Source organism: Fusibacter sp. QWL-12 (genome assembly GCF_058683495.1).
On sequence record NZ_CM178745.1, the window covers coordinates 660,562 to 679,683 of the forward strand.

At 37.6% G+C, this 19,122-nt stretch carries 21 protein-coding genes and 1 other RNA gene; 5 read left to right on the plus strand and 17 right to left on the minus strand.

Annotated elements, in window-relative coordinates:
- Window positions 1-103: 103 nt before the first annotated feature.
- From AC4PID_RS03610 to AC4PID_RS03620, 3 genes are read right to left on the minus strand one after another with little or no spacing between them, the layout of a single operon-like run.
- Window positions 104-373, minus strand: coding sequence for a hypothetical protein (locus tag AC4PID_RS03610; protein ID WP_492134202.1), 270 nt, complete (start codon window positions 371-373; stop codon window positions 104-106).
- Window positions 373-912, minus strand: coding sequence for an ImmA/IrrE family metallo-endopeptidase (locus AC4PID_RS03615; RefSeq protein WP_492134203.1), 540 nt, complete (start codon window positions 910-912; stop codon window positions 373-375). The genes AC4PID_RS03610 and AC4PID_RS03615 overlap by 1 nt, the downstream gene beginning before the upstream one ends.
- Before the next feature lie 11 nt (window positions 913-923).
- A complete protein-coding gene (locus AC4PID_RS03620) occupies window positions 924-1,358 on the minus strand; it encodes a helix-turn-helix domain-containing protein (RefSeq protein WP_492134204.1) in 435 nt (144 codons plus the stop codon).
- 50 nt (window positions 1,359-1,408) lie between these two features.
- Here AC4PID_RS03620 and AC4PID_RS03625 point away from each other — a divergent pair, with 50 nt between their 5' ends.
- The 3 genes from AC4PID_RS03625 (at window position 1,409) to AC4PID_RS03635 (ending at window position 3,701) form a co-directional block, all read left to right on the plus strand.
- The gene (locus AC4PID_RS03625) at window positions 1,409-2,653 is read left to right on the plus strand and encodes a DNA polymerase Y family protein (protein ID WP_492134205.1); all 1,245 of its coding nucleotides are present in this window, start codon (window positions 1,409-1,411) and stop codon (window positions 2,651-2,653) included.
- Window positions 2,654-2,667: 14 nt separating this feature from the next.
- A complete protein-coding gene (locus tag AC4PID_RS03630) occupies window positions 2,668-2,973 on the plus strand; it encodes a hypothetical protein (RefSeq protein WP_492134206.1) in 306 nt (101 codons plus the stop codon).
- Window positions 2,974-3,278: 305 nt separating this feature from the next.
- The gene (locus AC4PID_RS03635; protein ID WP_492134207.1) at window positions 3,279-3,701 is read left to right on the plus strand and encodes an RNA polymerase sigma factor; all 423 of its coding nucleotides are present in this window, start codon (window positions 3,279-3,281) and stop codon (window positions 3,699-3,701) included.
- Between the two features lie 49 nt (window positions 3,702-3,750).
- Here the strand turns inward: AC4PID_RS03635 and AC4PID_RS03640 are convergent, their stop codons facing one another.
- Together AC4PID_RS03640 and AC4PID_RS03645 are read right to left on the minus strand one after the other, a co-directional pair.
- Complete coding sequence (locus AC4PID_RS03640) at window positions 3,751-4,596, minus strand: nucleotidyl transferase AbiEii/AbiGii toxin family protein (protein ID WP_492134208.1); 846 nt, start codon at window positions 4,594-4,596, stop codon at window positions 3,751-3,753.
- A complete protein-coding gene (locus tag AC4PID_RS03645; RefSeq protein ID WP_492134209.1) occupies window positions 4,593-5,189 on the minus strand; it encodes a type IV toxin-antitoxin system AbiEi family antitoxin domain-containing protein in 597 nt (198 codons plus the stop codon). Before AC4PID_RS03645 ends, AC4PID_RS03640 begins: the two co-directional genes overlap by 4 nt.
- 665 nt (window positions 5,190-5,854) lie before the next feature.
- On the opposite strand from AC4PID_RS03645, the gene AC4PID_RS03650 reads away from it, so the two are divergent.
- Complete coding sequence (locus tag AC4PID_RS03650) at window positions 5,855-6,022, plus strand: hypothetical protein (RefSeq protein WP_492134210.1); 168 nt, start codon at window positions 5,855-5,857, stop codon at window positions 6,020-6,022.
- An 11-nt stretch (window positions 6,023-6,033) separates the two neighbouring features.
- Complete coding sequence (locus tag AC4PID_RS03655; protein ID WP_492134211.1) at window positions 6,034-7,674, plus strand: recombinase family protein; 1,641 nt, start codon at window positions 6,034-6,036, stop codon at window positions 7,672-7,674.
- A gap of 115 nt (window positions 7,675-7,789) precedes the next feature.
- Here the strand turns inward: AC4PID_RS03655 and AC4PID_RS03660 are convergent, their stop codons facing one another.
- From AC4PID_RS03660 to secG, 12 genes are all read right to left on the minus strand, one after another.
- Window positions 7,790-8,875, minus strand: a complete 1,086-nt coding sequence (locus AC4PID_RS03660; RefSeq protein ID WP_492134212.1) for a DUF5050 domain-containing protein — start codon at window positions 8,873-8,875, stop codon at window positions 7,790-7,792.
- Between the two features lie 478 nt (window positions 8,876-9,353).
- Entirely contained in the window at window positions 9,354-9,605 is a 252-nt protein-coding gene (locus AC4PID_RS03665) for a hypothetical protein (protein WP_492135352.1), read from the minus strand.
- A gap of 51 nt (window positions 9,606-9,656) precedes the next feature.
- Window positions 9,657-9,869 (minus strand): hypothetical protein, encoded by a 213-nt coding sequence (locus AC4PID_RS03670; RefSeq protein ID WP_492134213.1) that lies wholly within the window; start codon window positions 9,867-9,869, stop codon window positions 9,657-9,659.
- A gap of 114 nt (window positions 9,870-9,983) precedes the next feature.
- Window positions 9,984-10,430, minus strand: coding sequence for a hypothetical protein (locus tag AC4PID_RS03675; RefSeq protein ID WP_492134214.1), 447 nt, complete (start codon window positions 10,428-10,430; stop codon window positions 9,984-9,986).
- A 53-nt stretch (window positions 10,431-10,483) separates the two neighbouring features.
- A complete protein-coding gene (locus AC4PID_RS03680; RefSeq protein WP_492134215.1) occupies window positions 10,484-11,194 on the minus strand; it encodes a DUF4367 domain-containing protein in 711 nt (236 codons plus the stop codon).
- Complete coding sequence (locus AC4PID_RS03685; protein WP_492134216.1) at window positions 11,181-11,765, minus strand: RNA polymerase sigma factor; 585 nt, start codon at window positions 11,763-11,765, stop codon at window positions 11,181-11,183. Before AC4PID_RS03685 ends, AC4PID_RS03680 begins: the two co-directional genes overlap by 14 nt.
- Before the next feature lie 364 nt (window positions 11,766-12,129).
- Window positions 12,130-12,492, minus strand: a transfer-messenger RNA (tmRNA) gene (gene ssrA / locus AC4PID_RS03690).
- A gap of 17 nt (window positions 12,493-12,509) precedes the next feature.
- Window positions 12,510-12,971 carry an SsrA-binding protein SmpB gene (smpB, locus tag AC4PID_RS03695; RefSeq protein WP_492134217.1) on the minus strand — a complete coding sequence of 154 codons (462 nt, stop codon included), beginning with the start codon at window positions 12,969-12,971 and terminating at the stop codon, window positions 12,510-12,512.
- 180 nt (window positions 12,972-13,151) lie between these two features.
- Window positions 13,152-13,970 (minus strand): Cof-type HAD-IIB family hydrolase, encoded by an 819-nt coding sequence (locus AC4PID_RS03700; RefSeq protein WP_492134218.1) that lies wholly within the window; start codon window positions 13,968-13,970, stop codon window positions 13,152-13,154.
- A gap of 111 nt (window positions 13,971-14,081) precedes the next feature.
- The gene (gene rnr / locus AC4PID_RS03705; RefSeq protein ID WP_492134219.1) at window positions 14,082-16,193 is read right to left on the minus strand and encodes a ribonuclease R; all 2,112 of its coding nucleotides are present in this window, start codon (window positions 16,191-16,193) and stop codon (window positions 14,082-14,084) included.
- A gap of 603 nt (window positions 16,194-16,796) precedes the next feature.
- The gene (locus AC4PID_RS03710; protein ID WP_492134220.1) at window positions 16,797-18,779 is read right to left on the minus strand and encodes a sodium-translocating pyrophosphatase; all 1,983 of its coding nucleotides are present in this window, start codon (window positions 18,777-18,779) and stop codon (window positions 16,797-16,799) included.
- Between the two features lie 86 nt (window positions 18,780-18,865).
- Window positions 18,866-19,099 carry a preprotein translocase subunit SecG gene (gene secG, locus AC4PID_RS03715; RefSeq protein ID WP_492134221.1) on the minus strand — a complete coding sequence of 78 codons (234 nt, stop codon included), beginning with the start codon at window positions 19,097-19,099 and terminating at the stop codon, window positions 18,866-18,868.
- Window positions 19,100-19,122: the final 23 nt, after the last annotated feature.

Sequence of the window (19,122 nt, forward strand, 5' to 3'; positions counted from 1 at the left end):
ATTTGATTTCCTTATTGTTCACATGAAAAAAGCGCTCAAAATAATTTGAATTTCGAGCACCGGGTACACAACTATTATGTTATAAACAAATCTAATCAAGTGTTCACTTCCGCTCCACAAACCATCTTCCAACATCCAAACCACTCTGTTTTGCTGTCCGCTCAAAAAAGAGATAGCTTTCTTTGCCATTGATCTCAATTGTATAGCGATCACCCTGACCGCCAGCTTTATGGGCTGCTGCAGGTCTCACATCAAGTATTCGGTCTATGGTGTATGTGCTGCCATCTTCCCATTTGACGCGTCTCGGCTTTAGTTTGCCAGCTTCATCAAAGGCTGCTATAACAGCGACGTAGACTTTATCTGATTGTTGCATTATTCATCACCTTCATCGTATAAGTTCTTTAGGAAATTACTGTCCGCTAATATTGGAGACTCCAAATTCCAACCTTTTCTTTTAAGAATTCTGAATTTGAAATCAAGCAGTTCAGGCGGTACTTCGAGCTCTTTAGCAACCGAGAAAAAGAAGGTATCTTCACTGAGTTTCTCACGGACTAGTTCATCATCTAATAGATATTCTGCGGCAAAGAGGTTTGCCTCATATTCATATTGGGAGGTACTGTCATAGAGGACAAAGTCATGGAAGTTATTGATCTTTGTCTTTTGATGAAGCACTGCATGACCCAACTCATGCGCTAAAATAATGCGTTTTACGGTCTCCGGCAAGTCGCTATTAATCGTTATGTGTCTCTTTCTAGACTGGTAGAGATAGAATCCCTTACAGGCATTAGGCGAGTTTCCCATCGATTGTTGATCTACGATGATATTCATTGCTTTAGCCAACTTCCAAGGATCTCGTTCACCATAGTGCTGCATCAATCCATACACTTCTTTACAAATCATTTCTATAGACATTTAATCACCAATCACCCTTTAGATTTTTTCCCAAAAGTCTTACGAGCGTCTTCTTTACAAGTAATATAAGCCTTCATCACCGCTTCAAAAAAAGCGTCTTTTGCCTCTTGATCCAGTTCACCACCTGCAAATAATGCCATGTTTTGTTCAAGAAGAACATCCATTTCTTTTGCTGCTTTTGCGCCTAACCGTTCACGCGTCTCTTCAACATAGGGTGACTTTTCGATGCCGTGTTTTGGATCAATGATATCGTCATTGAGCAGGTAATCTACAGATACTTGGAGTGCAGATGCCAATTTTCGTGCTATATTGCCACGCGGTTTCGTATCAGTGGTTTCATATGCCGCTATGGACCGTTTGGATACACCAACCAAATCGCTAAGCTGTTGTTGATTTAATTTTAGTGCTTCTCTCGCTTCTCTGATCTTCTCGGAAAAGGATTTCATCTTCTCGCCTCCTAATCGTTCCCCTTTATTATTTTTAAGGAGTGCTGTCTATGAATTCAGATCGTGCAATATTACACAGTGATTTAAACAGTTTCTATGCATCTGTAGAAGTGATGCTCAATCCTGCGCTGAAAGATAAAGCTATCGCTGTTTGTGGTTCTACCGAGGATCGGCATGGCATCGTCTTGGCCAAATCAGAAAAAGCTAAAAAAGCAGGCATCAAAACAGGCATGGTCAACTGGGAAGCAAAGCAGCTTTGTCCAGATTTAATTATGGTAAAACCTCAATACGAGCAATACTTAAAGTACTCAAAACTCACAAGAGAAATCTACCATCGTTTCACAGATTTGGTAGAGCCATATGGTATGGACGAATGTTGGATGGATGTTACCGCCAGTAGGTCCATTTATGGAGATGCTTTAGCCATTGCAGAGAAAATCAGGCTTACAACCAAAGAAGAATTAGGACTCTCAGTAAGCATCGACGTTTCCTACAACAAAATCTTTGCCAAACTTGGCAGTGATATGAAAAAGCCTGATGCCATAACGGTCATTCCAAGAGAAAATTTTCAAGAAAAAGTGTGGCCACTGCCTGTGTCAGATCTGTTCTATGTTGGACGGTCTACCAACCGAAAGTTAATGAACTTTGGTATAGAAACCATTGGCGATTTAGCTAATACACCTTTTGATTTTATTCGAAGCAGTCTTGGAAAAAATGGCGAAATGATTTGGTATTATGCCAATGGCCTCGATCAATCCAGAGTGATGGCAAAAGATTATGAATCCCCCATCAAGTCCATAGGACATGGCACTACTTGCCGCGCTGACCTAGACACCCCTGAAGAAGTTTGGCAAGTCATTTTGCATTTAACGCAAGATGTCTCACATCGATTAAAGGTTCATGATTTAAAAGCCAAGGGCGTGCAGCTCACTGTTAAAGATCACGATTTGGCTTATCAACAGTTTCAGATGCCACTTCAAGTCGCTACTCAAAACCCACTTGAGATTGCACAAACGGCTAAGCGACTTTTTGCAAAGAACTATGACTGGAGGTCTCCAGTAAGAGCTCTTACAGTGCGCGCCATTAATCTTGAGCCTAAGTACACACCTGACCAGCTCATGCTCTTTGATGATGCCAATAGACGCCTGAAAATGGAAAAACTCGACGATACCATCGAGCACATTCGTAGTCGGTTTGGCAAATGGTCCATTTACTCAGCAACTTTACTAGGAACGGTTGAAAATGCAAGTAGTGACCACCATGATGTCATCATGCCTGGCATGATGTACACCTAATGAGGTGTTGCATCATGAAGACCATTCAGATCAAATGTGATAAAGGCAAACGCCTCTTTGACATCATTGAAGGATCAAAGCTTAGTATTCTAATTAAGTGTGGCAATACTAAAGTCTGTCCATATAAGTCAACTTGTTCCAGAACCACAGTATTTATAGTCGGCGCATCGAAGCTTTCATTTTCATTAGATTATAAACCAATTAACTGCCCACATTGTAACAGGCGATTGTTTGATGCAACTAAAGACAGTGTGGGCATCGTCACCATCAAATGCGAACTTTGCGGGAAAATTTCATCAATCCCCATATTAGCCAATTAACATATGTGTTTACTATGGAGCACCGGGGCACGTTAGGTAGCAACCACAGCACAAGTAACGACTTACATATGACCTACAATCTATACCGAGCACCGGAGCCATTACGAGCGACCACTGCCGGATGATTACTCAATTTGAGAATCATCCGGTTTTTTGTTGAGTAATATCTCCGACCGTGAAAAACTATGGCTCTTTTTACGCAAAGGAGCCTTTTTTCATGCATCAAAATACAAATTGTACTGCTAGAAGTCCACCTTCCTTCAATTGTTGATGAACCCATTTGACTATTGAAGAGGAGAAGGAATATGAAAAAAATAAACTTAAAGGACTTTTATACATTTTATGATAAAGACACTTATGTTAATGTCGATGAAACTATTGCTGATGAAATGGAAGCATTTAAACGCAAAGAATCATCCTATCTAAGAAAGCTTTACCGATATAAGGCGCATTACTCTCTGGATCGAAACGATGGCATCGATCAAGACATCACCTATTCATCACAATCGCCCTATGAGCTTTACGAAAGAAAGATCACAACAAAAGCACTCTACAGCGCGCTAAATCAGCTACCCGACATCCAGGCAAAGCGCATTTATGCCTATTACTTCTTAGACATGAGCAAGACCGATATCGCAAATGCCGAAGGAGTTAGTGTAAAAGCCGTCTGCAATTCTATTGATCGAGGACTTGAAACACTGGGCAAAGTGCTGAAGCATAATTTATAGAAAAAAGAAGAACCTATAAGTCTCTTTAGGACGAATAGGTTCTTTTAATTCAATTACTGGCCGTTTGGAATATCTCTCGAATAATCATAGTTGTTTCATGAAAATTAATGCCCTCAGCATATTTGAATTTTTTCGTGTATGCGATCCAGATTTCTTCTAAATATGCGCTCTCCTCAATTTGACTCAAGTATTGTTCCCATTTTTCTACGTACATCTCTGTGTTGCGCTCTTCAGCCTTTTTATATATTGCATTTCTCAAATCTTCATATTTTATTTCTTCACTTCTAAGTCTATGGAGAACAAATATATCATAAAAATCTCTTGCTCTCGTGTTTGCTACATTTCTCGCAAGAATAGATTCTATTTTTTCTGCAAGAATAGTATTCAAATTATATGCTTTTACAGGTATGCTACGGTCTTCAAACATTAATTTAAAAGAATATACAATTTCCCTTGGAATAATCTGATCACCCGTGGTTATATCAATTTTCATTTTCACTTTTATGGTATAAAATTGCGCTTCCAATGAAATCCTAAAATCATCATAATCATTGACATCATGAATATTCTTGATATCAATAAGTTTGAACTGCAGATTATCATCTAAATCAATCGTTAAAATTTCAGTGATTATTCTTTCAATCTCAATACGATTTACTTCTATGCCTTTTATGGTCGTATCCATATCCAGCGTGCTTCTCATGTCAGTACCAATCATCGACGATATTAAGAAACCACCCTTGAGAATAAAATTGTCTCTATACTCAGAAACAGAAATTCTTTCAAGAAGTCTTTCCATCATGAAGTTTTGAAGCAAATGATTTGCTGTAACTTTCTTTTCTTTTGCTAGGTTATTAATCCAATCTTTTAGTTGTCTGGGACTCGTTATTTTCATGTCAACACCTCCAAGTAGTTTCTTACCAATTCTTTAATTTTAAAGATTTCGGCATATTCAATCAACTTTGCGAATTCAGCTCCTGGGGTTTGCATGTATCTTTTAATGGCTTCTTTGACCATATCAGTATCCAGTTGATCTTTCTTTCTAATGCAATCACAAATGGTTCTCTCTTTATCATAAGTAGCCACGACGTGTCCAAAAGGTGTTTCTACTTCAATTTTACCGAGTTTATGCAATGAAGCATCGATGTAAAAAAACTTGTATTTATCCCTTTCTACTAAGAGCCTTGTATTGTAACCTGATGGAATAGTCATCATCAAAGTGATTGGTGTGCGATCAGATAAATTATGAAAGTAAAGCGCTGTCTCGTGAGAAAAAACACCTTCTTTGCACCTGTGCTGAGCAATATAGTATTCATCTTCCATTTGATTTGGATCCATATACAATCCATACTCCAGTTTTTCGAGGTCGCCCGTTAAATGTAATCTCTGAATTGTTTTATAAGAAACACCAGCTTCTCTCGCTTCACCTGAAGTGATCAATCCGTTTTTTTCTTTTAGCAATTGCATTACGATTTCTTTTTGCTTCATAGAATCACCTCTCACAAAAGACATTCTCGTTCGTATTTATTATATTATATACGTTCAAAAATGTCCAGTTCTGTATCAATTATTGAATAATTAGCTGGCTAACATAATATTCATTTTTAGCACAACCGTCAACTAATAAATATTTTGCTTTTCAGGGTTCAAATCCAATTCATTTCTGTCACGGTTATTAAGAAGACCTTTTTTCTTAAAACGACCTTTGAAAAATGAATAGTAGATTTCTGGATACGTTTGATGCATAAACCGCAAGGATAAGCCGGACAGTCAGTACGCCACGACCATAAATAATGCGAGCGATTTAACCTGATTGTCAGTTGAATTTGGTAGTTCAATGGGCCACGACCTTATGCGTCAGATTATGATACTTCCGTTTGGTCATTAAAGTGAGAACGGCTTGCCATTAGTATGGGGAGAGGAAAAATCCTATGAGAGTGTTCACCAACACTTGTCTAGAAATCTTTCACAACATTGCATTCACTTTAAGTGATATGGTACCCTTTTGTCAAATCCCTCTCTGTCAATATCAGACCTTCTGATTCTCTTTCAGAGGGCCTGATATGTACAGTGAAAGTTTCTTCTGTACACCGTTGGATTAGCTAACCAACCGGAAATGAGCTCGTTTCCTTCAAGTGAAAATTGGAGGATCTATGAAAATTAATGTGAGTCGTAAAAATCTGTATGAAACCACAGAGGATAACCAATCAAAAATGAGCATCCCATTTGAACAACTGTCTAAGAATCAGCAAAATGCAACGTTGGAATTGATATTTAAAAATCTCAATCCCAAGAAAAAATCTCAAGAACAACAGCATTAACACACGGCCTGATGGGTGGCTCATGTAAGGAGAACGATTATGAATATAAAAAAAGTCGCCATATATATGCAAGATATAGTTCTGATAATCAAAGAGAAGAAAGTATCGAATCTCAAATTAGAATTTGCGAGGAGTACTGTAAAAAGCATGGTTATCTGATTTATAACATCTATTCAGATTCTGCCTATACAGCTACAAACGACAACCGCCCTGCTTTTCAACAAATGATTGGCGATGCTCAAAAACATCTCTTTGATACGGTGTTGGTATACAAATTTGACCGTTTTAGCCGAGACAAATACGACAAGATATTTTACAAGAGAAAGCTCAATCAAAACGGCGTTAGATTGGTATCCGCACTTGAACATATCACCGACGATCCTGAAGGGCAGCTCCTCGAGAGTATGATTGACTCCATGGATGTCTATTATGTCGAAAACCTTGCCCGAAACATTCGCAACGGTTTAATTCAAAATGCACTTAAGGGACTCCACACAGGTGGCAAGCCACCCATCGGCTATGACTACGATTCAAAACTGCAGGAGTATTTGGTCAATGAACATGAAGCTTCTGCAGTAAAGTTAATTTTTGAGATGTATGCCAGTGGCGCTGGCTATAACACCATCTTAAATGAATTGTCGCGCCTTGAGTTTAGAACCAAGAACGGCAATACTTTCAACAAAAATAGCATTGCCACTATCATCAGAAATGAGAAATACAGAGGCATTTATATCTTTAACCGCTGTGAGAAAAAAATCGCAGGCGTCAGGAACAACTGGAAAAGTAAAAGTGATGATCAAGTGATTCGAAAAGAAGATGGTATGCCTAGGATTATCAGTGAAGAACTTTGGGAAGCAGTCCAAATAAGAATCAAGGAAAATCATCGCATAGGTGCTAAGCACCGCACCAAACACACTTATCTATTAAGTGGCAAAATCATCTGTGGTTACTGTGGTCACACTATGGTAGGTACTAGTCGTAAAGCCGGTCGTAACAAATCGGTTTATTCGGTTTATAAATGCAACCGCAGGACCAATGGCGGCAATTGCGAATGTAAAGAAATCAATAAAACATATCTGGACCACTATGTACTTTCCATGATCATCAAATCAGTACTAAATACCACGAACGCCACCAGTATTACAGAAGCTTATAATGACTTCATCACAGATTCAAAGTCTGACACCAGCAAAGACATCCTGAACTATGAGCAACAACTCAATGCCGCAAAAAAAGAAGCAAATAACCTGCTGTCATTTATCATGGCAGGCAATCACTCCCAACTGGTAGTTGATAAACTTAAGGAAACAGAAAGGACCATCGCCAACATCGAAAACATCATAAGCGACTTGAAAAACATCAAAACCGATACCAAGTTGACGAATGAAGATCTAACAAAGGCCTTTAATAAGTTCAAGCAGAAAATCATCACCTCTCAAAAGAAAGAGGAAGAACTAGAACTCAAAGCCATCATTGAAGCATTCGTTGAAAAGGTCACTGTCACCAACGATGACGTCAGCATAGAATACAAACTCGACGAAATTGTGGGCAAAAACGTAGCCGATAGCTACGCCTACTACATTTCAAAAAAGACAAATGCACGTCCTTTTTTGGACGTGCATAAGAATGTATATGCCGAACAAGAAAGCTAACATTTATAACCCTCTGATTTCATCACTTTAATGAATTTTGATGACACATCAATCAAATATTATTTCATTCTATATGACCTTAAGAAATCTGTCTAACTTAGTATAACCCATCCAATTACTCATTATAAATCAATGAGTAAAGTTTTTTGTCGGCAAAATTAAATCTATAATAACCTTTGATCATTGATGTATTTGTATCAATCTGAGTAATATACAAGTCACCTCCCAAGATATACATACTAGACCTTTGATCTAAATCTTTAAATAACAATTCCTTATTCTGCCCTTCCATATTAACCCGATAAAGATCAAATTTAATATCATTGCCATTTCCGAAACTATTAACTTGATGTAAATCAAAATAATAAAAATATCTCCCATTAACTAATAGACTTTTTCCTCCATTTATATTACTCACAATCTTTTCTTCATTTCCGATAGTGTTGCTAACAACTTTGCTTATATCCAATCGGTATATAGAGTCAAAAGTTGAATAATATATAGATTCTCCGTCATAACTAAATCGCTGAGGAGTATCCTCAGATTCCTTTAACTTTTGTATTTCTTTAGTGCCTAAATCAAGTCTGTAATAGGATGAAATATCATTGTCGTAGGAGAAGTACATAAAATCATCACTAATCCATTTGATGGCACCAAATTCATCTATGATGATGCTTGTTTCACCTGTTTTCAAATCATACTTCCTAAATGGTTGATCCATATCAGAAATATAATATATCGCCTCTTCATATACGAAAAATTCAAGCCATGCACCATCAATAATGAGTTCTAATTTGGAACCATCCAAATTCATTCTATAAATTCCTTTTTCAGGTGTCCATGTATTGAAATAAATTTTATCCTCTACTACTTGCAGAAATCGACCATACATATTATTAATCTTTTGAATCTTGTTTCCAATTAAATCCATACAATAAATCCCTGTGTCAAGCTCATTATAGTTAACTTTATTCTTTTCTAGAGCAGAATCATCAACAATAATACTTGAAAAATATATCTTGTTTTTATCCTCAGTCATGTAACTAAAATTATTATAATTAGAGACTACCGTTGAGAAATCTTCTTTGACTATCTCTATCGGCAAATCAGATTGACAAGATGTTAAGGATGATGCAAGAATAATTATACAAAAAAGAATGATTTTACTCGTTTTTTTTATTACTAACTGTTTACTGTTCATAATTTACCCCCAATTAATAAATATAGGGTTTCGTCATAAACCACCCCCTATGTTCTTTGATCTGAAATTTGGATCAATTTAATTGAAAATACTCGACTTTGATTTATTACAATGATTTCAGAGTTCTACAAGTAAATTTGTGACTACTTTATGTCTATAAACTAATAATTAATAATCTGGTTGTTTAAATAAACTTCTATTTCAATCTTTAACTGCATTTTATTCAAATGAAAAGCTTAACATAAAGTGAAATACATTTGTATTCAAATTATATAACTGCCCCATCAATAATTATTATGGGACAGTTATGTATATCACTAATTTAAATATTTAAGCAATTTCAGATATAGTGTTTCGTTATTATCTTTCAACGTTATCAAAAGCTCTTCCAAATCATTTTGTGTGATTCCATAACTTGATAGGCTATCAAAGTCTTGTTCTAAAATGAATTCTAAATTGTAGAACATATCATTTTTCATTATGCCATACTCTCCAAAAGTATCATATTTATTGTCCACTGAATTTTTTTGTCAGTCAGAGCTACACGAGTTGGTTGAGCAGAAGTGTATGAAACTAATGGATTTCTTGGAACCGTAGCACTGTCTGATGTCGGCATATCAAGCACTGTTCCTATTCTCGTCTCAAAATGGAGATGAACAACATATCCGAAAGTTCCACCCATAATTGCAACTGTTTGTCCCTTCGTCACGTTTTGACCTGGTGTAGCGATATAACTATCAACATGAGCATAACGTGTTTGAACATATTCATTTTTCTTTAACTAAGGATTATATCCCCGCGAATTGATATAAAGTACTTTACCATAACTCTGGTCGACTGTATCTTTTACAGTTCCAGCCATTGCAGCATGTACTGGATCACCTTTTTGACCAGCTATTATTGCTCCAATATCAATTCCTGTATGTATCCTACCTGCTTCTCTTGGTGAGCCAAAAATGTCTGTTACCTTAGTAGAAACAGTTGGCCAATTCATATAACTTGTGTTTGGAGTAAAATCGAAACTAGCCTATGAGGTAATACTACTTATTGAAATGAGTAATACAATTAGTAAAAAACTCGCAATTCTTTTTTTCATCTGTTAAGCCTCCTAGTAAGTTTTTATGATGCTATAAAAATCTGTTTGTTCAATTATATTTCCACTTTTATAAACATAACCACTTGAAACAAGCCTGTACTGATATCCTTTAGCGACATAGTACGTTCCACTCACTCCTGCATATGTACCTGCTGAAGTATTTGTCCAACTTTTGATTGTCAGCCAGTTTCCATTTTTAAACTGCTGCAAGCTTGCATCAATTTTTACACTTTCAACATTTCGAGCTGTCAAATACACTGATATGGTCACTTTGCCATCAGTTGAAATATCAAACACATTTTGAAATAGAGTAATATTCGTAAAAAATGGTGTTACTATCTCATAATTTCCAGTCGATTTTGATACACTTGGTTCGTGACCATCTGCAAATGTCGGTACATTAATTGCAAAAATCACTACTATCAGGCTTATAATCCATCTTAATTTTGAAATTTTCATCTCTCTCACCTCCCTTCATACTTAGTAACGAATGGGATGGCGATTTTGTTACACTATTTTGAAAAATATTTTAAACTTTCTGCCATTTTCATTATTTCAGCTCTTCCTATTTCACCAATTACGTGGAATGTTTTTTCACTAGCGGTCCATATTAACGTTAGAAGTCCTCCTTTTTCAACAAGAACACCTTTTTCACCATTTACTGTTACCTCTATAACGACAGCGTCTTCTGTATCTATCTGATATTCTGGATTTACTGGCGTTTGAGAAAACTGAATTTCTTTACCAGTTTTATTGGAATAAAAGATTATTTTTATTTCTCCAAAATTCTCGCTCTTTGAATAGTTATAGCCTTCGGGGATATATTCAGGTGCAAAGTATAATTCCCATTCTATTTGTGGTTCAACGCTAGTCTCTGTTTCAACGATGCTCACTTTGGTATATTTGTCGGTTACTTCTGTAACGATATTAAACAACTTGATTCTGAAAGCTTCCACACTCATTGTCGTTACGAATATGCCTACCATTGCTATAGCAACGAATAATGCGACACGTTTTGACAGCAGTTGAATCCTAGATATGAATTTTATTTTCTGATCTAGTTTTTTTAGTTGTATTTTGTAATCATTAAACCATGCATCTAGTGTACTCGTCTCTGATGCATCTGCTGATATACGGTCAAATTCTTCGGCTATATGATTTACGTGATTTTCACCTATATAGTAATAAAAACTTTCCATAACTTTGTTTTCATTTTCTTTCATTTGAACACATCCTTAATTCTTGATTATAAGATTCATCATCACGCATCAGATTCCTGAGACTCGTTTTCGCTCTGCTCAATCTCACACGGACATTCAGATGTGAAGTTTTTAGAATCTCAGGGATTTCTTTATCCTTAAATTCAAAAAAATATTTAAGTGTCAGTATATCAGCGTATTCAGGGGATAACTGTGCCAGTTTTTCTGCAAGCATTTGAGCATCGCTTAGCCTTATTACGATATCTTCTATAGACTCTGATATTGAATCCTGAATATCTTCAGCTACTTCAAGTTCTAACAATGGACTGTTACTCTTTTTCCTGTAAAGATCAATTGCAGTGTTCTTAACTATTGTAACGATTAAGTACTTTGTTTTGTTACACTTTACATCATTAATTTTTTCTATGTAAGGGATTAACTTGATTATGGACGTTTGAACCACGTCAGATGCATCGTGTGAATTTTTTAGTATATCATTAGCGATGTAAAACATTTCCTTATGATATGCACGATAGATTTTTTCTAATAAGTCTCTTGATTCGACATCTTCTATGGCCATTAAGAATGGTAGCATGGTTCACCTCATTTTTGTAAATTGTTGGTATCTTTATTTATTGTATCATAGTATTTCTTAAGTTTTGATGAGAAATCTGGACTAGGTGTTTCACATGTTGTATCACACAATCTCTCCAGTGATACAAGTTCTAAATATTTACGTATATGGTGGCCGCCTGAAATCCCTTCGGTCTTTCTGGTGCTTGCATGCCTCGGATGGGGGGGAGTCGAGCAGCCACTGCGTGTCTGCGTCTCTCGCTTCGCTCGAGCGTCACAGTCAGAATTGCTCGCGCATTTCCTTGGTGTTCCGCCCACATTAGGGTTCGACTCCCTCCATCTCCACCAACGAAAAAAAAAGACCGCCAATAGGCGGTCAATTTCGTTGGTGGAGATGGGGGGAGTCGAACCCCCGTCCAAAAACAACTTACTTTCACTTTCTCCGAGCGCAGTCGTTAATTAGGGTTTCGCCACACCTCACGAGTAACGACGCTCAAGTGATGTGGCTATTTCTATCGTACCGCTATTCCAAGACTAGAAAAGTGTCAGAGAAAGGGACCTCAGCAGGGGTTGGTCAGGCTCTAGGCGGCTGAGATAAGGCCTAAAGGTGACGCTGCAATTAAGCAGCTAATGCAAAATTTTCGTTTGCGTTTGTGTTTAATGACCCAGTTCTTTAACGAGTACCCCAGGTCAGGAAACTCGGCTCGCTTATAAAAGCTCATCATCCCTGTCGAAACCAGTACATCCCCATGATAAAAAGGGGTAACTAGCGATTGTAATCCTTGATGGCTTTCTGAATCTTGCGATCTGCATCTTTCTTAGCTAAAGTATCGCGCTTGTCATAAAGCTTTTTACCTTTGGCAACTGCGATTTCAACCTTGATCAGACCGCGTTGATTAATGTATACCTTCAGAGGTACAAGTGTGTAGCCTTCACGTGTGGTATAGCCTAGGAGCTTTGCGATCTCTCGCCTGTGAAGCAAAAGCTTACGTACTCTAATGGGATCTTGATTGTAGCGGTTACCAAAATCATAAGGGGTTACGTTCATACCCAGTATGAACACCTCTCCGTTTTTAATCTCCGCATAAGATTCCTTAATACTCGCCTTTCCATTACGGATCGACTTAACTTCTGTTCCAAAAAGCTCTATACCGGCTTCATACGTCTCCTCGATGAAGTAGTCATGCCAGGCTTTTTTATTTTGTGCAATTAGCTTTAGTTCGGCCATAACATGCCTCCTTTCGAATGCGTTCCAGCTTTTTTATTGTAGCACAAGGCACTTCATTTCGCAATCATCCACGGATTTCGTCATGAAAAATTAACATGACGTTCATTTAAAAAAGTACCTCGTTCAACAAATTCAAATCTCTATATTACTTTACGCATCATAATCATTCTAATGATAAAATCACTTTATAAACTTCTCTAAAGCATACACCAGTCCATCTTCATCGTTGGATAACGTGATAAAGTTCGCTACGTCTTTAAGTTCCTTCATAGCATTGGACATTGCAACACCAACCCCTGCATAAGCAATCATGTCGATATCGTTCTCATTGTCACCAAAGGCTATGACGTCCTCCAGCGGAATCTCGTAATGTTTTCTAATCGCTTCAATCCCCGTCGCCTTAGAAACGCCTGCCTTCATCACATCGAACGAAGTCTCAAGCGACTTACAGGTTTCAAGCCCCGGTACCTTTTTAAGCTCTGCCATAATCGCCTCAAACTGCTCAGGTACATCGTGGAACAGCCCAATTTTGTAGATCGGCACCGAATCAATCAGCCCACGCAAATCCTCACTAAACTCAACCTTGAATTGATACTCTGGTGGCAATGCTGCCATCGCCTCAGCGTATTTTTTCCCCAAGTTCTCGAATCGGTTGGCATAGATAGTCTCAACGTCATATAGGTGGTAGTAAGCGCCGTATTTTTCACAAACGTCAGCGACCATACGTGCCAAAGGCTTTTCAAGTTCGATTGCTTGTAGGATCTCACCCGTCTTCAGGTGCTTAACCACAGCGCCGTTACAAGAGATTAGAAACCCATCATAATCGAGCTCCTGTGTGATGATCTTACCAGCGCCATGCATCCTACCCGTTGCTATTGCAAAGATATGTCCTTCATCAATTAAATCAAATATCTTCTTCTTAGTCGTTTCAGAGATATGCTTGTTACTTTGTAGCAAAGTACCATCGATATCGCTGACGATTAGCTTTTTCTTACTCATTTTCACCTCTTAATTTATAAACTCTAAATGTGTTTACCGTAAATATGGCAACCCATTCTTAGTAATAACAATCACAGTATAACTATTTTTGTAAGCGCAAGTAAATTGATACTATGCCAGTTCAAAATCAATCTCTCTTAGGACTGGATCTGCATTTACACAGATGACTTCTATCTCATCACCAAGTGCATAGATCTTTTTCGTACGCTCTCCAACCAGTTGAAGACGTGCTTCATCATATACATAGTAATCATCATCAAGGTCATCTAAGCGCAATAAGCCTTCAATGGTGTTTTCAAGTTCGATAAACAGACCAAAGGAAGTAACCGACGAGATCAATCCTGTAAACTTCTCTCCAATATGAGCAACCATGTACTCTGCCATTTTCATATCGTCTACTTCTCTCTCAGCAAGCTCTGCATTACGCTCTCTTTCAGAGCTTTGAACCGATACCTCATCCACTATGGCCTTTAACTTTTTAATTCTGTCCTCATTGATTTTTCCGTTTATGATTTCCTTGATAATTCTATGAATCTGAAGATCTGGATATCGACGAATTGGCGATGTAAAGTGGCAATAATATTTTGCAGCAAGTCCAAAGTGTCCCTCGTTAATCGGTGAATACTTCGCTTGTTTAAGCGATCTTAACGTCATTTTGCTGACCACGTGTTCTTCTTTCTTGCCATCGGCTTCTTCTAAAATCGCCTTAATCGCCATTGGGTGCACTTCTTCTAAATTCCCCTTCACCTTATAGCCAAAGTTGTGTAAGAACTTGTTCAGTGCTTCTATTTTCTCAGGATTTGGCGTTTCGTGTATACGATACACAAAAGGCAGCTCCATCCAAAAGACATGCTCTGCAACGGTTTCATTTGCTGCAAGCATGAAGTCTTCGATAATCTTATGTCCAATTCTTCGATCTGCTTTTCCGATAAAGATTGGCTTGCCTTCTCCATCTAGCGTAATCTTCGTTTCTGCGAAATCAAAGTCGATGGCACCACGTCGTTCACGTTTACCTCTAAGCTTTTCAGCCAGAATTTTCATCATGTTGATTTCATCAAGAATATGCGCATAACGCTCTCTTAGTTGTGTCGTTAATGCACCTTCTAGCATATCCGAGACATCGTCGTAGTTCATACGCTCAACGGTTTTTATCACACTTTCACAGACTCTGTGTTTAACGATATCGCCATTGCCATCGATTTCCATGATACAAGAAAGTGTAAGTCGATTCACTTGTGGGTTTAAACTACAAATCCCATTTGACAATCTTTCAGGCAGCATTGGAATTACGCGATTCAGCAAATAAACGCTCGTACCGCGCTTTAGAGCTTCTTTATCAATTTTAGAATTTTCTTTTACATAATGCGTCACATCTGCGATATGAACACCGAGTTCATAGTTGCCATTATCGAGCTTGATAACATGCACAGCATCGTCCAGATCCTTTGCATCCTTGCCGTCTATGGTAATTACCTTATAACTTCTAAAGTCCTCTCTACCTTTTAAAGCTTCCTCTTGAACGTCTGTTGGAATCGCTTCTGCTTCATCTAACACCTTGTGATTGAATGCTTCAGGCAGTTTGAAAGTACGGATAATCGATAGGATATCCACGCCAGGCTCGCCTGATTGACCCAATACTTCAGTAATTCTGCCTTCTGGATTTCGACGATCCTCTGGCCATTTTACGATCTCGACAACGACCTTATCCCCTTGCTTCGCACCAAGATTTTGACTTGGTGAGATATAGATGTCTTTTCTTAGCATCTTATCATCAGGGACAACAAATCCAAAGTTCTTACTTTGCTCATAAGTGCCTACGATTTCTGTATTCGCTCTTTCGACGATCTTGATGACTTCACCCTCGCTCTTTTGGTCCGGTCCACCCACCTTTGTAAGCTTCGCTTGAACGAGGTCGCCATTCATAGCACCACCAAGCGCACTTGCTGGAACAAATATATCACGCATCTCAACGTTTTCTACGATGACAAAACCAAACCCTTTAACTGCGATTTGTACCTTACCGACATAGATTTGAAAAAATTCTGGTAAAGCGTATTTCCCTTTTTTTGTTTTTATTAATTTAGATTCATCTGCAAGCGATTCTAATGCTGCCACAAAAGTGGAGCGATCAATAGGGTCAATCCCCATCTCTATAAATAAATCCATTTCTAAATATGGTTTTTCGATATGCTCTTTAAAAAACTGCATTATGGCTTCTCTCATGATATTGCCTCCTTGTATTCTAGTTTATTGTCAAATTGTTCGTATTCTCTTTTAACACTACATTTAGATGATTCACTTAAAAAATTCTTTTTATACGATTCTACTGAACTTATTCTTATTAATATGATTCTACTGATATGATTCCTAATAAAATGATTTTACTGAAATGATTCTACTTAATAAATCTATTGATCAGATTCAGAGTAATATTTCACTTTTAAATTATACCCCTTCATTGTGTAATCACTCTACAATACTTATTATATCATAAATCTAATTAATAATTCCGTGTATAATCCCTTGGAGTAGAGCCAAGTCAAAACTTATAGCTATTATTGATTAGAGATTGATATTATCATTTAGAGTTGCGTTTATGCGAAGCTACTAACTCTATATAGTGACTTTTTATGGACTCAATTAATTGTATAAACTCAATATAAAAATCAGCGAACACCAAGTATTCAAATTTTAACACATATGCGATTCTCGCTATGTAAAAAAGACTTGCTCAAATTGAGCAAGTCTTAGAATCAGACAAAGTCTGAAAACAATCATTTAATTAATTGCTAAAGCCAAATCAATTCATCTAAAACGTTCACTGGCTTATAATAATGAACCCAATGATAAGAATAATGGTGCAAATACTAGAGAAACAATTGTCATTAATTTAATAAGGATATTGATAGATGGACCTGAAGTATCTTTGAAAGGGTCACCTACTGTATCACCAACAACACTTGCTTTATGTGCTTCTGAGCCTTTGCCACCAAAATTGCCTTCTTCGACAAATTTCTTAGCATTATCCCAAGCACCACCAGCATTTGCCATGAAGATCGCTAAAAGAACACCTGTTACAAGTGCACCTGCAAGCATACCACCTAGCGCCTCGCCACCTAATACCAAACCAACAACGATTGGTACAAGTACTGCCATTAAACCTGGAATCATCATTTCTTTAAGAGCGGCACCAGTACTGATATCAACACATCTTGCATAATCAGGTTTTTCTGTACCTTCCATAATACCAGGAATTGTTTTAAATTGTCTTCTAACTTCTTCAATCATTTGATATGCCGCACGACCTACTGACTCCATAGTAAGTGCAGAGAAAATAAATGGTAACATACCACCGATGAATAAACCAACTACAACCTTAGGATCTAAGATGTTAATCGTCTTGATACCGATTGCTTCTGAGTAAGACGCAAATAATGAAAGTGCTGTTAAAGCAGCCGATCCAATTGCAAAGCCTTTACCAATAGCTGCAGTTGTATTACCTACTGCATCCAATTTATCCGTAATTTTTCTAACTTCTTTAGGTAATTCACTCATCTCTGCGATACCACCAGCATTATCTGCGATAGGACCGTAAGCATCAACCGCAACAGTTATACCAGCAGTTGATAACATACCTACTGCTGCAAGCGCAATACCATAAAGACCTGCAAACTTAAATGCAACAAGTGTAGCAATTGAGATGAAAAGGATTGGGAACATCGTCGATAACATACCAACTGCAATACCTGAAATAATAGTTGTTGCAGGACCAGTTAATGATTGCTCAGCAATTTTCTTAACCGATTTGTAATCACCTGAAGTATAAATTTCAGTTACAGAACCGATTAAAATACCACAAATCAAACCAGCTGTAATTGCATAGAATGCATTTAAGTTATCAAAGAAATAACGGCTTAAGAAGAATGAAGCGATTACGACTAAGATACCACTTACATAAGTTGATTTTTTAAGTTCTTTGTGTGGATCTGATTTCTCACTACCACGGACAAAGAATGTACCAATAATTGAAGCGACAATACCAATTGCAGAAAGTAATAATGGGAAAATTGCGCCTTCGATATTGTAAGTTACAACGCCTAGTGTAATTGCAGCGATGATTGAACCAACATATGATTCAAATAAGTCTGCACCCATACCTGCAACGTCACCAACGTTATCACCAACGTTATCTGCGATAACAGCTGGGTTACGTGGATCATCTTCTGGAATTCCCGCTTCGACTTTACCAACAAGGTCAGCACCAACGTCAGCAGCTTTCGTATAAATACCACCACCTACACGCGCAAAAAGTGCGATAGATGAAGCCCCTAAACCAAAACCAGTGATGATTTGTGCGTCTTTAAAGACATAATACATCAAGCTGATACCTAAAAGGCCAAGTCCCACAACAGACATACCCATTACTGCACCACCTGAAAACGCAACTGAAAGCGCACGGTTCATACCGCTCTCTTTAGCAGCGTATGCAGTTCTAACGTTTGCTTTGGTAGCAACTTGCATACCAAAAAAGCCCGCTAATACTGAGAATAACGCACCGATGATAAATGCAATTGCAGTTTGGAAACTACCTAGACCAACTGTAATTGCTGCGGCTAAAATAATTGCAAAAATAACTAAAACTCTGTATTCACGCTTTAAAAATGCCATTGCACCTTCGTGAATATAAGAAGCAATCTCGTTCATTCGATCGTGCTTGACTTGAACGGGATTGATTTTTTTCACGACTAAAAAAGCCGCGAAAATAAGCGCCAGTAAACCAGCACCCGCAGATAGTAACACATAATTCATTTAAAATTCCTCCCCACAACTTTATGCTAATCATGTTTTAAATATCGAACATGACAGAAAAAAATACAACAATTAGCCTAGACTAATTATTGTATATAAGCCATCATTAATGATGATATTATAAATAATACTGCTGCTACTTTCGTAACTTTGTCAAACTTAGCATCATAGTCTCTTGCTTTGTTTTTGCCCCAGATTTGCTCAGCGCCCCCGCCGATTGAACCTGATAATCCCGCTGATTTACCTGATTGAAGCAGGATACTCGCAATAAGAATTAAAGATGATAAGATCAATAATACTGTTGCAATCGTATATAACATTTTTCCACCTCCTGTTTGGCAAT

Bases quoted from the DNA above. Each gene is read 5' to 3' on its own strand.
- AC4PID_RS03610 (WP_492134202.1), bottom strand. From the start codon at position 373: ATGCAACAATCAGATAAAGTCTACGTCGCTGTTATAGCAGCCTTTGAT.
- AC4PID_RS03615 (WP_492134203.1), bottom strand. From the start codon at position 912: ATGTCTATAGAAATGATTTGTAAAGAAGTGTATGGATTGATGCAGCAC.
- AC4PID_RS03620 (WP_492134204.1), bottom strand. From the start codon at position 1,358: ATGAAATCCTTTTCCGAGAAGATCAGAGAAGCGAGAGAAGCACTAAAA.
- AC4PID_RS03625 (WP_492134205.1), top strand. From the start codon at position 1,409: ATGAATTCAGATCGTGCAATATTACACAGTGATTTAAACAGTTTCTAT.
- AC4PID_RS03630 (WP_492134206.1), top strand. From the start codon at position 2,668: ATGAAGACCATTCAGATCAAATGTGATAAAGGCAAACGCCTCTTTGAC.
- AC4PID_RS03635 (WP_492134207.1), top strand. From the start codon at position 3,279: ATGAAAAAAATAAACTTAAAGGACTTTTATACATTTTATGATAAAGAC.
- AC4PID_RS03640 (WP_492134208.1), bottom strand. From the start codon at position 4,596: ATGAAAATAACGAGTCCCAGACAACTAAAAGATTGGATTAATAACCTA.
- AC4PID_RS03645 (WP_492134209.1), bottom strand. From the start codon at position 5,189: ATGAAGCAAAAAGAAATCGTAATGCAATTGCTAAAAGAAAAAAACGGA.
- AC4PID_RS03650 (WP_492134210.1), top strand. From the start codon at position 5,855: ATGAAAATTAATGTGAGTCGTAAAAATCTGTATGAAACCACAGAGGAT.
- AC4PID_RS03655 (WP_492134211.1), top strand. From the start codon at position 6,034: ATGGGTGGCTCATGTAAGGAGAACGATTATGAATATAAAAAAAGTCGC.
- AC4PID_RS03660 (WP_492134212.1), bottom strand. From the start codon at position 8,875: ATGAACAGTAAACAGTTAGTAATAAAAAAAACGAGTAAAATCATTCTT.
- AC4PID_RS03670 (WP_492134213.1), bottom strand. From the start codon at position 9,869: ATGAATTGGCCAACTGTTTCTACTAAGGTAACAGACATTTTTGGCTCA.
- AC4PID_RS03675 (WP_492134214.1), bottom strand. From the start codon at position 10,430: ATGAAAATTTCAAAATTAAGATGGATTATAAGCCTGATAGTAGTGATT.
- AC4PID_RS03680 (WP_492134215.1), bottom strand. From the start codon at position 11,194: ATGAAAGAAAATGAAAACAAAGTTATGGAAAGTTTTTATTACTATATA.
- AC4PID_RS03685 (WP_492134216.1), bottom strand. From the start codon at position 11,765: ATGCTACCATTCTTAATGGCCATAGAAGATGTCGAATCAAGAGACTTA.
- smpB (WP_492134217.1), bottom strand. From the start codon at position 12,971: ATGGCCGAACTAAAGCTAATTGCACAAAATAAAAAAGCCTGGCATGAC.
- AC4PID_RS03700 (WP_492134218.1), bottom strand. From the start codon at position 13,970: ATGAGTAAGAAAAAGCTAATCGTCAGCGATATCGATGGTACTTTGCTA.
- rnr (WP_492134219.1), bottom strand. From the start codon at position 16,193: ATGAGAGAAGCCATAATGCAGTTTTTTAAAGAGCATATCGAAAAACCA.
- AC4PID_RS03710 (WP_492134220.1), bottom strand. From the start codon at position 18,779: ATGAATTATGTGTTACTATCTGCGGGTGCTGGTTTACTGGCGCTTATT.
- secG (WP_492134221.1), bottom strand. From the start codon at position 19,099: ATGTTATATACGATTGCAACAGTATTATTGATCTTATCATCTTTAATT.